We start from the raw sequence: 13,323 nt of genomic DNA, 5'->3' as shown, positions 1-13,323 counted from the left end.
GCGCTTAAAGATTTTAAGAAACAAGACGATATACTCAGTGCCCGGAGGTTAGCCTGGCAAATGTCAAAACCCGCCCCTCCATTCACCGAAGCACCTGCACCCACCGGGTTGTATCAGTTTTGAGAAAGCCCAATAAATCACCAATCGCTCAAAAGCGTCCGTGAGCTAAATCGGTTATCATTCGAGCTAACTATGAAACACCGGATAAATATACGATGAGATATGACTATCAACTGCATAAGAGTATGGAGCAGGTAAATGATACAAATTTCAGAAACCGTTTCAGGCTCGATCTGGGAACTCAGCTCCTGCTCATAGCTGCCGCAGTAGCGCTCGGACTCGCTTTAGCTGATGCAGGTATGGCAGAAGCAGTTGAAGTGACAAAGCAGCTGCTAAAAAGTACACTGAGCAACACTTAGCAGGATAGCATCAGGCCCCCGAAAATCGTCGATTCCTGAGCAACACACAAATGCAAAAAAGGCCGCTCACCAGATGGTGTCCGGCCTTTTTACTGTTGCCCGCCCGCTACTCTTTCTCAAATGTACCTGTACTTTTAATCATCATTGACATGAACTCCGTCGAGCTCCCTGCCAGCTCATTCTTTTTCATAGTTTGTTGATTTTGCTGCAGGCGAGCTCTCAGTTCTGCAAGCTGCTTCTGGGTTTCACTGACAGTTTGATCAGATTCAGTTTTCATAGTTTAGCCCTTTGGCTGATTAATTAACGCAGCTCATTATTATCAGTTTTTCAGATAGCTTGTAGTTAGTTAATATCTATTTTACCGATAGTTAAGGTGCGTTCAATTTGCATCAACCCGAGGGACTTGTTGCGCTCCGGGTTTGGTTGTTCGCCAAAAGCTGTCCTCAAACTACTCACCCAACCCCAGGCTGACAAACAACATACAACGCAACCAAAGCCAGACTTCCTCCAAAAAAACGGTTAACGAATGCCAGCTTTCCCGGTGACTGAATCAACTGATTCAGCAGTGTGCCGAAGTAGGCCCAGACCAGCATTCCGGTTACCCCTGTGGCTACCATACCGCAGATAATGATCACTGCCTGAGTCAGATAATCGCCTTCTGGTGAGATGAACTGAGAAAACACCGTCAGTGAGGCAACCCAGCTCTTCGGGTTGAGGATCTGAACCAGCACGCCAGATGAAAAACCGGACTTTTTCGCCCCGCTGTCCGCTTCTAACCTGGTGGTTGCAATACCCCACGCCATATAGAGCAGGTAACCGGCACCAGCCCATTTGAGAATGGTGTAAAGCTCAGGATAGATACCAAACAGTCCCACCAGCCCGATACTGGCCCCGACCAGCAGGATAATGACACCCAGGGTGCAGCCAAATACAAAAGGCAGTGTTGCGGTAAAGCCATAACGGCTGGACAGCCCTAACAAAGCGATGTTACCGGCCCCCGGGACGATCGAGATTGATACTGCGAAAAGAAAAAAAGCGGTCATCAGTTGTGCGCTCACTGGTTTGTTCCTTCTGGTTATTGTTTTGAGATGGGATCAGTCTATCGAACCGGGCAGGAATAAAATTGCTATATGGGTTAAGATTCAAATCAATTTGAGCAGACTATTTCCAATAACAACATGAAAAAGAAAGAATCCACTAACCACCTGCTGGATGATACTGATTTAGCCATTCTCAGGCGTATCCAGAATAACGGGCGCATGAGTAACAGCAAACTGGCAGAGCAGGTAAACCTGAGTGAAACACCCTGCTGGCGGCGCTGGAAGAAAATGGAAGAAGAGGGCTATATCGAAGGATATGCAGCAAAGCTGAGCCGTAAGAAATTAGGTTATCAGGTATCCGGCTTTACTATGGTTACGCTCGGCAGCCATGAGGTTGAGAACACACAGCCATTTGAAGACTTTGTCGCCGAATCCGACTGGATAGTGATGTGTCACTGTATTGCCGGGGGAGCTGACTACATCGTTCAGGTCGTATCCAGGGATCTGGATGAATACTTTGAGTGCATCAGTTCAATAAGGCGAGTGAAAGGGGTCAGCTCTATCCAGTCGAACGTCTCTGTGAAAGAGATCAAAAGTACTTTTAAGCTTCCTTTGGATTGATACCGTTTGTTCGGCCAGCAATAACTCTTGCTGGCGGATAAAGCCAAAAAACAGGGCACCAGCCCGTGAAGCCGGCGCTTTGCCCTGATATGAGTTCACGCCCGGTTAACTCCCGCAGTTTTATACACTTATCCAAGTTACCCACAATTTCAGTGGATAACTTGTGTTATAACTTGTTTACGCCTGAATGAAAGTACTTTTAACGTATACCAGACTGAGATCACCACGGGAGCGGCCGGGCAGAAAACTGGCTGTTTTTAAGCTACCTTCTTAAGAGTAACTGATTGACTTTGCAGGGTGTGTTATATGATTTCCATCGAACAGATCCTCTCATTTGTACTGGTTTACCAGAACGGTTCCTACAGCGCAGCGGCACGCATCGCCGGAAAAGAGCGCAGTACCATACGTGAACACCTGCTCACACTGGAAGAGACTCTGGGAACTGAGCTGTTTCAGATTGAAGGGCGCAGCGCCAGACCGACCGACGCGGCTCACAAACTGATCAGCCGTGCAGCCAGCCTCAGCAGGCAGGCACAGGATTTTGAGCTGGCCGCCATGTCGCTGTTTGATAATCCGCTTACAACCCTGGAACTGCTCTACGACCCGCTTATCCCTTCTGCCATGCTGGCGGATGCCATCCAGTCAGTAAAAACCCGCTATCCCAGTATTGCGGTAAACTGCATTCGTTCCACCCGGATTAAAGCCGTCAGCGCCATTGAAGACGGACTCTGTCATATAGCCGTGATGGCTGCTGAAAACACACCTCAAGCCCGGACCAAAGTCGCTTCCAGACACATAGGCAGCCTGACCCTGAGTGGTTATGTCCACCGCAACAGCCCGCTGGCAGACCGGGAGTCCGTCTCTGCTGATGAACTTCGGCTACACCCTCAACTGGAACTTCAGTCTGTGGAAAAAGGGGATCTGGGAGATTTTCGGATCTCAAACGTCACAGAGAAAACCGGCAGCCTGGTGCTGGCAATGAAGCTGCTTGGTAATGGCGGATGGATAGCGCTTTCAGACCATGTTGCCAAACCGTGGGCCGAGGCCGGACGTCTGAAACAACTCCATATCTCAGACGCACCACAACCTTATACCAAAGGCGTCGAGTTGTTGTTCGGTGTCGCGGATGGCACCTGTGATGAAGTGGATTTTGCGCTAAGCGCACTGGAACATGAAGCTAAAAGCTATCTGGCCTGAAGAAAGCTGAGCCAAACCGGCCTGAGCTAAAGCTCGAGTTCAGGCAAGATCTCAGCCTGCCTCAGAAAGTAGCCGCAACGTTCAGAAACTTTGAGTGTGTAGCGGCGCATGTAGCGGCGCTCTTCCTTGTCAGCATCGGTTACCTGTACTGTCAGCCCTTCCAGCCCCGTCAGTACAGACTCACATACTTTCTCCAGCGTCTGCTTAAGCAGGCGTTTGGGCAGGCCGCACTCATCGGCAAACTCAAGAAGCTGGTATGCGTGAACATCCACCGGCTCAAACTCATCGCCAAACGCCATCGCCATACTCTGGGAGAACTGGGGGAACATACCCACGTTGACCAGATCGTACCAGGGCGTGGGAGAGAGCCCCTGACGGGAAACGAAGAAACTGTAGTTCTTACCGTGGGCATCAAAGTTACTGGTGACCAGGTTATACAGCGCCCACTGCAGCATGTTCAGCCGCGCCTGAGCCGGGTTCACGCACAGCTCAGCCAGACCAAACAGGCGGGTAAAACTCACCCCCTCCCGGATATGGGCCACGTCCCGGCCATCACCAAAGTTGCGCTCGTACTTCTTGTTTACCGAAAAGCCCAGCGCCTGGCAGGAGTCTATCTTGTGGCGTCTCAACACCCGGTTATTGCTGTGCTCATAACGGCGGTCAAAGCGCTCAACCACCAGAGAACGGTGATCACCGATCCACATCATCTCCACTTCAGCCACATCAAATCCGGCGGCTTTGGCAAGACGCATGGTGAGAAACTCATTGAGCACCAGGTGCTTCAGGTGGTGCTTTTCAAACTTGATGATATGGGTCGAGCTGAGCTCACCTTCACCAAACCCGTACTCACCACCGCGCATAAACAGATTCAGCTTGGACTGCACCCCGGCCACCGAGAGCCTGGGTTTGTCGTCCCACACTTCCAGTGCCCACACATCCGGCTCATCGAGCCTCTTCAGCATTTCGCTCTCTGTGATGGGGATAAACCGGGTTTCCGGCATCTGTGTACCCGGCATAATAAAGCTGACCGCGCCGGTAGTATCCATACCAATCCCCCGGATCAGGGCAAAGGTGTTGCCCCGCGAAACGGACAGATACTCGATAAGATGTTCAAGACCCTGATTTTCAGGAAGAAGGTTACTGAGAAAGGCGGAGATATGGGCGCTGCTGGCAGAGCCGTCCAGCGGCAGTGTGGGGGCCAGAGCAAAGCCGTGTTGCTGCCAGTCTTCACTGTAATCGAGGCTGAAAGCCTCACTGGAAGAGTTGAAATTAAGATGGCCCACCAGCCGGTCACGCAGGCGCATCTCCAGTGAATGGATATCAGAACCAGTCATCGTCCACCTCTCCAGGACCGCTTTGCTGCACCGGACTTCCCTTAGTGATAATGTGCAACTCAATACCAAGGGAGTGGGTCACCTGCAGCAGGGTGGAAAAGTAGACATCCCCCCCCTTTTCTATTTTGATCAGGGTCTTCTTCGACACACCGCACAATGCCGCTGCGACTTCCTGAGTCATACCTGATTCCCGGCGACGCCGTTTAACACACTCACCGATGGTTTGTGCATCAGCAGCTTCACACAGCGCTGAGCCTGACGATCCCTGGGTCATATTGCTTTCTGCTTAAAAGTGTACACTCTTACACTTTAGGTCATAACTGAACAATTTCCAACCAAAAGTGTACATTACTACACTTTTGGTGAAATTAGTCAGAATCAGAGATGAAAGTGCACCATCGTACACTTTTGATTCTCACATCAGCCCCTTCCACATTGCTTCAAGCTGCTCATCAGAAGGCATTGGGCTGTGCTCTATGCTTTTGATTACCCGACAGGGATTCCCCACCGCCACGCTGTCAGCGGGGATATCTTTGGTCACCACACTGCCCGCACCAATCACGCTGCGGTCGCCGATGGATACGCCGCCGAGTACAACCGCCCCGGCACCAATCCAGACATTATCCCCAATAGTGATCGGGTCTCCACACGCCATTGGCTTTACCCGCTCAGCCAGGTCAAGGGGATGCCCGGCCGTCGCCAGTACTGCGTTGGGGCCTATCTGAACATAATCACCAATCGTCACCGGCGCGATATCTAAAATGGTCACTCCGGTATTAAGAAAACCACCGCGTTTAAAATGAATGTTCCTGCCCAGATCGCAGTGAAACGGCGGCAGAATATTTACCCCGTCACAGCTGCCCAGAATAGATTTAAGCAGATCCTCTCTGAGCTCCTTTTCTTTCGGCCGGGCGTGGTTAAAGTCATACAGCTTCTCTCTCAGCTCATCCAGGAACTCAAACAACTCCTGATCGATTGGCAGTAATACGGAAAAATCTGACAGTTTCTGGCTCATACACACCCCACTCACAAATGTGCAGTCAGGTTAAAATGATTTTCTGAACACCATGAAACCCGAAATGTAATTTACCGGCCCGGTTCTCATTTTTCCGGCAGGTTCAGTGCTGGCCTATACGCTGACATACGGGTATCTTAGTTAACCAATTTAAAGTCAAACCTTAACCAGGTCCTATGCTCAGCGAAAAAACCAAACTCGGCGCCCAGACAGCGCGCCATAAAGCGATCAAAACCAAAGTCCACCAGAAGTCTGACCTGGCGACAGAAGACAGACACCGGGTGCTGGTGTTAACCGGCAACGGCAAGGGAAAAACCAGCTCAGGGTTCGGCATGGTTTTTCGCGCACTCGGTCACGGGCAGCGCTGTGCGGTGGTGCAGTTTCTGAAAGGCGACGCGGAGAGTGGCGAACGGAACCTGCTTGAGCAACTTGGTGTACCGGTGATCACCATGAATACCGGTTGTTCGTTTAAAGAGGGTTACTGTGCAGAATACGAACGTCAGCGCGCCAGAGAAGTATGGAAGCAAACCCTGCCACTGCTCAGCGACCCGGAGATTGACCTGCTGCTGCTCGATGAGGTGACTTATACCCTGGCGCGCAAACACCTGGATGTGGATGAGATGATCGCAGCGTTTAAAGCCCGCCCTGAAAATCAGTCACTGATCCTGACCGGCCGCGCCGCCCACCGCAAACTGCGCGAGTACGCCGATACCGTTTCCCGGGTAGATAACATAAAACATGGCCTGGAAAGTGGCCTTAAGGCCCGAAAAGGCATAGAGTTCTGACAGGCAAAAAATCAGGAGAACACAGACATGGCCCGGATACTAATCCTTCAGAACGACGAGTTCGCCCCGGCAGGTGATTTTGGAAAGTCACTGGAGAAGCTTGGCGCGTCACTCACCACCATTCAGGCGTGGAACAATGAACTGGACGGACTGGATACCAGCCGGTTTGATGGCGCGGTGATCCTCGGCGGGCGCACCAGCGCTTATGACGATGAGAACTCCCCTTTCCTGCCGGATGTGGTCGCCCTGATCCAAAACTTCCATCAACAGCAAAAGCCCCTGTTTGGTATCTGCCTCGGCTCACAACTGCTGGCAAGGGCCATGGGCAGCCCCTACCGCTCCAATGACGGCTGGGAAATCGCCTTTACCGAACTGGAACGCACAAGCGAAGCGGATAACGATCCGGTGTTTTCCTCACTCCCTGTCCGCTACCAGATGTATGAGATGCATCAGGACACCCTCTTTCTGCCGGAAAACGCCACCCTGCTGGCGGGCAGTTTACAGTGTAAAAATCAGGCATACCGGGTCGGTAAGACCAGCTACGCCGTCCAGTTCCACCCGGAGGTAAACACTGAAATTGTTCAGGGGTGGGTGGATGGTCTCAGCGCCGATATGGATGAAAGTAAGCAATGGATGACAGACGCAATGCTCGATACCAGTGAAGAACAGTTTTCAGCCCAGGCTGAACTCTGTCATTCCCTGGCAGAAAACTGGCTGGCTCTGGTAAATAAAAACGGTTAGCGGTTAGCGGTTAGCGGTAACGATATATCGAAACAGCGGGATCACAATGGACATCAAATTACTGTTTGAACAGGCCGACGCCCTGATGGGGAAAATCGAAGGCGAGATATACAATCACGCCCGCCACTCCGGTGAGCTCAAAAGAGTGGAAGAGATGCGCATGATGCTGAAAACCGGCCGCACGCCAGATCGTCACTGTTTTCCGGGCTGCAGCTATCAGGAATGGGTCGGGATTTGTGAGCAGTTTTTTAAGAATACGACTTTCAGTGATGAGCAACTGCTGGAGTCGGCTCTCAACCGGCGCGGTCTGGTAAACAAAGAAGACAGCTACCGGCTCCGCTTCCCAGGTGAAAAACCGCCAGAACACTGGTACCCACGTGAGTACCTGGAAGAATTCAAACAGGAAGTGAATGAGGAAAACGTCGTCCGCGAGGGCGCCGTTGAGATTCGCTACTGGGATCATGGCACGAAGTGCTGCAGCTTCCCCGAACATCTCTATTTTAAAGCTCTCAATGACTACTACATATCAGTTGCTGGCGATGCGGAGCTTTCCGGGGCACTGACAGATGCTTATCCGGCTCTGCTGAAAAGCTATCAGGAACTCGCCCATCTTGCGTTGCTGGAAAACTATCTGGAGCAGGTCTCGGTGACACTGCTGATGACCAGAACCCCCAATAGCAGGGAGCTCAGGGAAGAAATAAAAGCGCTTCGGGAAGCAATTATAGCCTTTATGCTAACAAACCAGACATAAAAGCATGTGCCCGAACTTTTACCGGGCACATGGAAGTAATACCCATGCATCGTCATGATATCTAAACTGTAAAAAAGAAACTTATAATAATCAAAATTACGCTCATGTTATAAAAGAGGTCATGCAATCGTATATTTTATATTATGAATTACGATATATATTCCCCGCACATCCAACCACTAGAATTTAAAAAGACAACCTGACCCACCTCCTATATTATCCACCACCCCAAACACCAATAACTATCAAAACAAGATAACCAAATGAAAAATATTGCATTGTTGTCACTTATATTACCCATAAGTTCATTCGCACAAACATTTACTGACATATCCAGCTTTGGTGACAGCCTGTCTGATTGCGGAAACAAGCATGCCATCTCCCATGCAATGAACACCGCGACCAACGGCGCAGTCATCACCGCCGCCACAAGACCTAACATGACTGGCCGCGCAAGTAACGGTCAGGTCTGGACTGAGCATCTGGCCAACATGCTGTCCCTGCCTTCTTCAAAGCCTGCCAGGGCTGAAATCAACACCTGCGTGGAAGTGGAACGAGAGAAGCAAAAGCACCTTTATCGCGTCGAATCCCACTCAAAAGCCGGTAACAACTGGGCTGTAGGTGGCGCAATGGCGATGGCCGGACATTTCGACAACCTGAGTAAAGGCGAAAAAGTTACCTCAGTATCGGGAGGAGACATCTTCCCGAATACGGCCACTCAGATAGCAAACCGCATCGAAGCAAAAGGGCAGTTTGAAAAGAAAACCCTGGTGACCTACATGATCGGCACCAACAACATGTGGTACACCCTCTACGGCGATCTGGGGCAAACAGGTAAGCAGGCCGCAGACTTTGCCATCGCGGACATCAACACGCTTATTAAAAACGAGGCGAAAACCATTGTAGTGGGTAATATCCCGGACTTTTCTGAAGCGCCCTGGTTTGCCGGTGAAAAAGAAAAAGCTGAAGCATTTATTACCAGCTTTAATTCAAGACTTGAAGAGCAGGTAAATGAACTGAGCAACACCAACCCTGGCGTGCGTATTATTTATATCGACTCCTGGGCATTTTATAACAAGGTAATAAACAACGTAAATAAATACGGTCTGTATGAAGACAAAGGTCTGAATATTAAAATCACCAACGTGACCGATGCCTCTTACCAGACCGAAACCGGAGAGATCACCGCCAATCCGGCTAATTACATGTACTGGGATGGCATTCACCCAACCACCAACATGCACAAACTGTTCGCCAAACACGTGGCGGATACAGTGAACTGCTGTATGGTGCTGTAACACTCTCAACAAGGTCTGGCAATTTGCCAGACCTTTTTATTTCATCCCCCTGAAAACCAGAGGCATCCGTTAAACCATTGAGTGAAGACCACTCATGCAGCCCTCACTGTCAGCCGCGATGGAGATAAATCCATGCTGACCGATAGAGAGCTTCTCAATATGCTTACCATACCGGCACAACCCAAACTCAGGGCAGCAGCCACTAAGCAGGTAAGAAGCTGCCTCAACCCGAACTTCCCGGCCCATATCAGTGATAGTATCTTTGATAACTCACTGAAAAGAATGGCCCGGCTGAGTTTGTGATATGGTGTTCAGGGTTCTCATTTCTGGAATAACCGGGGCCTGGTCCGGGCAACATTACTTTTATACAAACACTTAAGGCAAAGGCAAAACAAAAGACCTGCTCCTGTTCGCTTTGCTTAAGGGACACATCTGGCGACAAACGGACCGTTTACGCTATGCTTGCAGGCAGCTTTGCCCAGAGACAAAACAAATGCCAAACGATGCTTTCAATTTACAGCTGGCAGAAGCCATTTCCGCCCTTAACACACCTGGTTTCACGCCAAAACTGATAGGTGTGATCAGTTCCGTTCTGGATTTCGACTGCGCGGTCATTCTCGGCTATCGCGAGGGGAAGCACCCTATCTATCTTTACGACTCCATTGAGAACGAGCGCGAGCTGCTGTTCCAGCGCTACCTGACAACATCATTTCAAAATGACCCTTTCTACCAGAAGCTCAGTACCAGTAAACAGCAGGGTATTTTTACCCTGAAGGATGTAGTACGCCAGGATCTTGAGTACAAAACTTATTGCCGGCAGTTCTACCACCAGACAGGCTGGAAAGATGAACTGAGCATGTTAATTGAGATTGAGCAGGACCGCTGGGTTATGCTCTATTTCGGCTATATGCAGCCAAAAAAACGCTTTACCAGGCCACAAATCAACAGGCTCAAATCCTGTTTCCCCGTGATCCAGTCCCTGTGTCAACAGCACTGGAATCGGACTACATTCACCCTTTCCGAGCCGCCACTCAGCCCGGAAGATTGTTCGGGGCAAATGCGCAAAGAGATCGGGCTTGCACTGACTTCTTTTGGCAAGGAGCTGCTAACCAGGCGGGAGCAGGAAGTCGCCTCTCTGATCGCGCAGGGCTTTGACACCAAAGAGATTGCCAAACAACTTGAAGTAACAGAAGGCACGGTAAAAAACCACCGGAAACGTATTTACGCCCAGCTTAACGTCGCGTCACTGAGTGAGCTGTTTCAACTTTTTCTCAACCACCTTATCACCCGGTCAAGACAGTAAACCATCCCTTTAGGGATATACCGAAAGCCTGTGTCGCCCCTTAGTCTGAACACAAAGCAACGAACACAGACAAGATAATGACACTGATTGAAGATTTACAGGCCCGCGGTTTGATTGCCCAGGCGAGTGATTTAGCCCGGCTCCAACAACTGCTGGCAGAACCTCAAACGCTGTACTGCGGATTCGATCCAACCGCAGGCAGCCTGCATATCGGCCACCTTGTGCCCCTTATCATGCTCAAGCGCTTTCAGGATGCCGGCCACCAGGCCATCGCCCTGATCGGCGGTGCAACGGGAATGATTGGAGACCCGAGTTTTAAAGCTGCCGAGCGAAGTCTGAACTCAGAAGAAACCGTTACCGGCTGGGTTAAAGCGCTCTCAGCCCAAATCCGGCATGTGATGGAAAGGCAGCTCACCCAACCCATGATCACGGTGAACAACGCTGACTGGGTAAAACAGATCAACGTGATCGACTTCTTCCGAGATGTCGGCAAGCACTTTTCAGTCAATGCCATGATAGGCAGGGAATCGGTCAGGCAACGCCTGCAACGCCCGGAGCAGGGTATCTCGTTCACTGAGTTCAGCTACGCGCTGCTGCAATCGTACGACTTTGCTGAGCTGAATCGCCGGTACGGCTGTCGCCTGCAAATCGGCGGGAATGACCAGTGGGGTAATATCCTCAGTGGTATCGACCTGACCCGTCGTCAAAATGGTGAGCAGGTATTTGGCCTTACACTACCATTGATCACCAAATCCGATGGCACCAAGTTCGGTAAAACTGAAGGTGGCGCAATATGGCTGGACCCGGATAAAACGTCACCCTACGCTTTCTACCAGTTCTGGCTCTCTTCGGAAGATGCGGATGTGTACAACTTCTTACGTTACTACACATTCCTGAGCTGTGATGACATTGCCAGAATTGAAGAACAGGACAAGGCTGGCAACGGCAGGCCTCAGGCGCAGCGCATCCTGGCCGGGCACATGACGCGCTTTATTCATGGAGATGAGGGGCTGGCAAGTGCAGAGCGGATAACAAAGGCCCTGTTTAATGGCAACGTACAGCAACTAAGTCTGAACGAGCTTCAGCAACTTGAGCTGGACGGGCTGCCCGGCATCCACAGCACTCACCAGGACCTGGTGGAGCTGTTAACAGAATCGGGTCTGGCAAACTCCAGACGTATCGCCCGTGAGCTGATTGGTAATAACGCCATCAGCATCAACGGAGAAAAAGCTGAATCAGAAAATCAGGCAATGGGCTTTCCACTGTTCGACCGGTACTGGCTGCTGCAGCGGGGTAAAAAGCACTTCTGTCTGGTCAAACGGATTGCTGCGCAGAATACTGGTCCTCTTAAGGTGGGTTAACCTTAAGAGGACTTTCCCTCGTTTACTTATCTTCAACAGCCCCCGGGCAATCCCGGGAGCATCGGTTAGGCCATGGAGTGAAGGCCTATCATATTGCCCTCGCTGTCTGCCGCAATGGAGATAAATCCATGCTCACCGATAGAAAACTTAGGCTGTACCACTTTACCGCCAGCGGCCTCCACCCGGGATTGCTCTGTTGCGCAGTCTTCACAGGAGAAGTAAACCATCACACTGTTGCCACCCGCCGGGACACCCTCCATTTTCGCCAGCGCGCCCGATGCGCCATAGTTTTCCATGGAAGACGGGAAGGCCCACATCTCAATGTTCATATCAGCCTCAACGTTCAGCTGTTCCAGAGAGACTGCCAGTACCGTCTCATAAAAAGCCCTGGCACGCGCCATATCGTCAACATAGATCTCAAACCATCCAACCGGATTCAATTGCATACCGCCTCCTTACTTTGGGTGTGAGTGTCTTTCTAAAGCTAGTGTACTCATGGCGTACTGCCACTTGTCCCACCCCTTAATATCAATAGCTCTCATTTTTGAGTCACTGGTATGTCAGTGCAAAAACAAGTATTAAACAGGATGAGGCTGATTAGTCAGCTTAGCCATAAGTCCCCCAACCCGCTTACGCATCTCCCCCCGCCCGACAATCATATCGATGGCCCCTTTCTCCAGCAGAAACTCGCTCTTCTGAAAACCATCCGGCAGGTGTTCACGTACCGTCTGCTCGATAACCCTGCGGCCGGCAAAACCGATAATCGCATCCGGTTCAGCAATATTGATGTCCCCCAGCATGCCCAGGCTCGCCGATACACCGCCCAGGGTCGGGTTGGTAAATACTGAGATATATGGCAGCCCGTTATCTGACAAACGCTTCAAAGCCGCACTGGTTTTAGACATCTGCATCAGTGACATCAAAGACTCCTGCATCCGTGCTCCACCGCTGGCGGTAAAGCAAACCAGGCCACAATTTGCTTCAACTGCTGCCTCGGCCGCCTGAACAAAACGGGCCCCCACAACCGAGCCCATTGACCCCGCCATAAACGAAAACTCAAATGCACAGGCAACAACAGGTAATCCCTGCAGCTCTCCTTTCATTGCAACCAGGGCATCCTTTTCTCCCGTGTTTTTCTGAGCAACAGCCAGTCGCTCCCGGTAACGCCTGATATCCCTGAAACCCAGCGCATCCCGGGGTTCAAGCTCAGCTCCGATTTCAACCCGTTCTCCGGCATCGAGAAATGTCTCCAGTCTGCGCCGGGCTGGCATTCTCATGTGGTAATCGCACTTAAGGCAAACCTCCAGATTGTCCTCCAAAGCTGCGCGATAGAGTACCTGCCCGCACGAAGGACACCTGGTCCATACTCCCTCAGGTATCTCACTTCTTCGGGTTCTGATGATATTCCGGGTATCCAGTATTTTTTCCAGCCAACTCATAACACTCTTACCAGTCTTC

General features: G+C 50.9%; 17 protein-coding genes. 9 read left to right on the top strand and 8 right to left on the bottom strand.

Annotated features, from left to right (window positions below):
- Window positions 1-215: 215 nt before the first annotated feature.
- A complete protein-coding gene (locus tag ACVB80_RS09285) occupies window positions 216-419 on the top strand; it encodes a hypothetical protein (RefSeq protein WP_481080997.1) in 204 nt (67 codons plus the stop codon).
- 106 nt (window positions 420-525) lie between these two features.
- On the opposite strand, the gene ACVB80_RS09280 is transcribed toward ACVB80_RS09285, so the two are convergent.
- Together ACVB80_RS09280 and ACVB80_RS09275 are read right to left on the bottom strand one after the other, a co-directional pair.
- Window positions 526-696: a hypothetical protein gene (locus ACVB80_RS09280; protein ID WP_481080996.1), complete on the bottom strand. Its 171-nt coding sequence runs from the start codon at window positions 694-696 to the stop codon at window positions 526-528.
- Window positions 697-871: 175 nt separating this feature from the next.
- Entirely contained in the window at window positions 872-1,477 is a 606-nt protein-coding gene (locus ACVB80_RS09275; RefSeq protein WP_481080995.1) for a LysE family translocator, read from the bottom strand.
- A 120-nt stretch (window positions 1,478-1,597) separates the two neighbouring features.
- On the opposite strand from ACVB80_RS09275, the gene ACVB80_RS09270 reads away from it, so the two are divergent.
- Window positions 1,598-2,080 carry an Lrp/AsnC family transcriptional regulator gene (locus ACVB80_RS09270; RefSeq protein ID WP_481080994.1) on the top strand — a complete coding sequence of 161 codons (483 nt, stop codon included), beginning with the start codon at window positions 1,598-1,600 and terminating at the stop codon, window positions 2,078-2,080.
- A gap of 306 nt (window positions 2,081-2,386) precedes the next feature.
- On the top strand, window positions 2,387-3,277 hold the full coding sequence (locus ACVB80_RS09265; RefSeq protein ID WP_481080993.1) for a LysR family transcriptional regulator: 891 nt from the start codon (window positions 2,387-2,389) through the stop codon (window positions 3,275-3,277).
- A 26-nt stretch (window positions 3,278-3,303) separates the two neighbouring features.
- On the opposite strand, the gene ACVB80_RS09260 is transcribed toward ACVB80_RS09265, so the two are convergent.
- From ACVB80_RS09260 to ACVB80_RS09250, 3 genes are all read right to left on the bottom strand, one after another.
- On the bottom strand, window positions 3,304-4,611 hold the full coding sequence (locus ACVB80_RS09260; protein ID WP_481080992.1) for a HipA domain-containing protein: 1,308 nt from the start codon (window positions 4,609-4,611) through the stop codon (window positions 3,304-3,306).
- A complete protein-coding gene (locus tag ACVB80_RS09255; RefSeq protein ID WP_481080991.1) occupies window positions 4,598-4,885 on the bottom strand; it encodes a helix-turn-helix domain-containing protein in 288 nt (95 codons plus the stop codon). The genes ACVB80_RS09260 and ACVB80_RS09255 overlap by 14 nt, the downstream gene beginning before the upstream one ends.
- 141 nt (window positions 4,886-5,026) lie before the next feature.
- The gene (locus ACVB80_RS09250; RefSeq protein ID WP_481080990.1) at window positions 5,027-5,626 is read right to left on the bottom strand and encodes a sugar O-acetyltransferase; all 600 of its coding nucleotides are present in this window, start codon (window positions 5,624-5,626) and stop codon (window positions 5,027-5,029) included.
- A 176-nt stretch (window positions 5,627-5,802) separates the two neighbouring features.
- Here ACVB80_RS09250 and ACVB80_RS09245 point away from each other — a divergent pair, with 176 nt between their 5' ends.
- The 4 genes from ACVB80_RS09245 (at window position 5,803) to ACVB80_RS09230 (ending at window position 9,201) form a co-directional block, all read left to right on the top strand.
- Window positions 5,803-6,411, top strand: a complete 609-nt coding sequence (locus ACVB80_RS09245) for a cob(I)yrinic acid a,c-diamide adenosyltransferase (RefSeq protein WP_481080989.1) — start codon at window positions 5,803-5,805, stop codon at window positions 6,409-6,411.
- A gap of 27 nt (window positions 6,412-6,438) precedes the next feature.
- Window positions 6,439-7,152 (top strand): type 1 glutamine amidotransferase, encoded by a 714-nt coding sequence (locus ACVB80_RS09240; RefSeq protein ID WP_481080988.1) that lies wholly within the window; start codon window positions 6,439-6,441, stop codon window positions 7,150-7,152.
- 46 nt (window positions 7,153-7,198) lie between these two features.
- Window positions 7,199-7,903: a hypothetical protein gene (locus ACVB80_RS09235; RefSeq protein WP_481080987.1), complete on the top strand. Its 705-nt coding sequence runs from the start codon at window positions 7,199-7,201 to the stop codon at window positions 7,901-7,903.
- Window positions 7,904-8,166: 263 nt separating this feature from the next.
- On the top strand, window positions 8,167-9,201 hold the full coding sequence (locus tag ACVB80_RS09230; protein ID WP_481080986.1) for an SGNH/GDSL hydrolase family protein: 1,035 nt from the start codon (window positions 8,167-8,169) through the stop codon (window positions 9,199-9,201).
- Between the two features lie 69 nt (window positions 9,202-9,270).
- Here ACVB80_RS09230 and ACVB80_RS09225 read toward each other — a convergent pair whose 3' ends face one another.
- Window positions 9,271-9,447 carry a hypothetical protein gene (locus tag ACVB80_RS09225; protein ID WP_481080985.1) on the bottom strand — a complete coding sequence of 59 codons (177 nt, stop codon included), beginning with the start codon at window positions 9,445-9,447 and terminating at the stop codon, window positions 9,271-9,273.
- Window positions 9,448-9,694: 247 nt separating this feature from the next.
- On the opposite strand from ACVB80_RS09225, the gene ACVB80_RS09220 reads away from it, so the two are divergent.
- Both ACVB80_RS09220 and tyrS read left to right on the top strand, forming a co-directional pair.
- Complete coding sequence (locus ACVB80_RS09220; RefSeq protein WP_481080984.1) at window positions 9,695-10,504, top strand: response regulator transcription factor; 810 nt, start codon at window positions 9,695-9,697, stop codon at window positions 10,502-10,504.
- Window positions 10,505-10,581: 77 nt separating this feature from the next.
- On the top strand, window positions 10,582-11,865 hold the full coding sequence (gene tyrS, locus ACVB80_RS09215) for a tyrosine--tRNA ligase (RefSeq protein ID WP_481080983.1): 1,284 nt from the start codon (window positions 10,582-10,584) through the stop codon (window positions 11,863-11,865).
- 65 nt (window positions 11,866-11,930) lie between these two features.
- On the opposite strand, the gene ACVB80_RS09210 is transcribed toward tyrS, so the two are convergent.
- On the bottom strand, window positions 11,931-12,311 hold the full coding sequence (locus tag ACVB80_RS09210; protein ID WP_481080982.1) for a VOC family protein: 381 nt from the start codon (window positions 12,309-12,311) through the stop codon (window positions 11,931-11,933).
- 132 nt (window positions 12,312-12,443) lie between these two features.
- On the bottom strand, window positions 12,444-13,304 hold the full coding sequence (gene accD, locus ACVB80_RS09205) for an acetyl-CoA carboxylase, carboxyltransferase subunit beta (RefSeq protein WP_481080981.1): 861 nt from the start codon (window positions 13,302-13,304) through the stop codon (window positions 12,444-12,446).
- Window positions 13,305-13,323 lie beyond the last annotated feature (19 nt).

It is taken from the genome of Vibrio sp. 9-16B-A1 (genome assembly GCF_056726165.1).
Note: the sequence above shows the minus strand (reverse complement) of the source record. Positions and strands in the feature narration are given on the sequence as shown.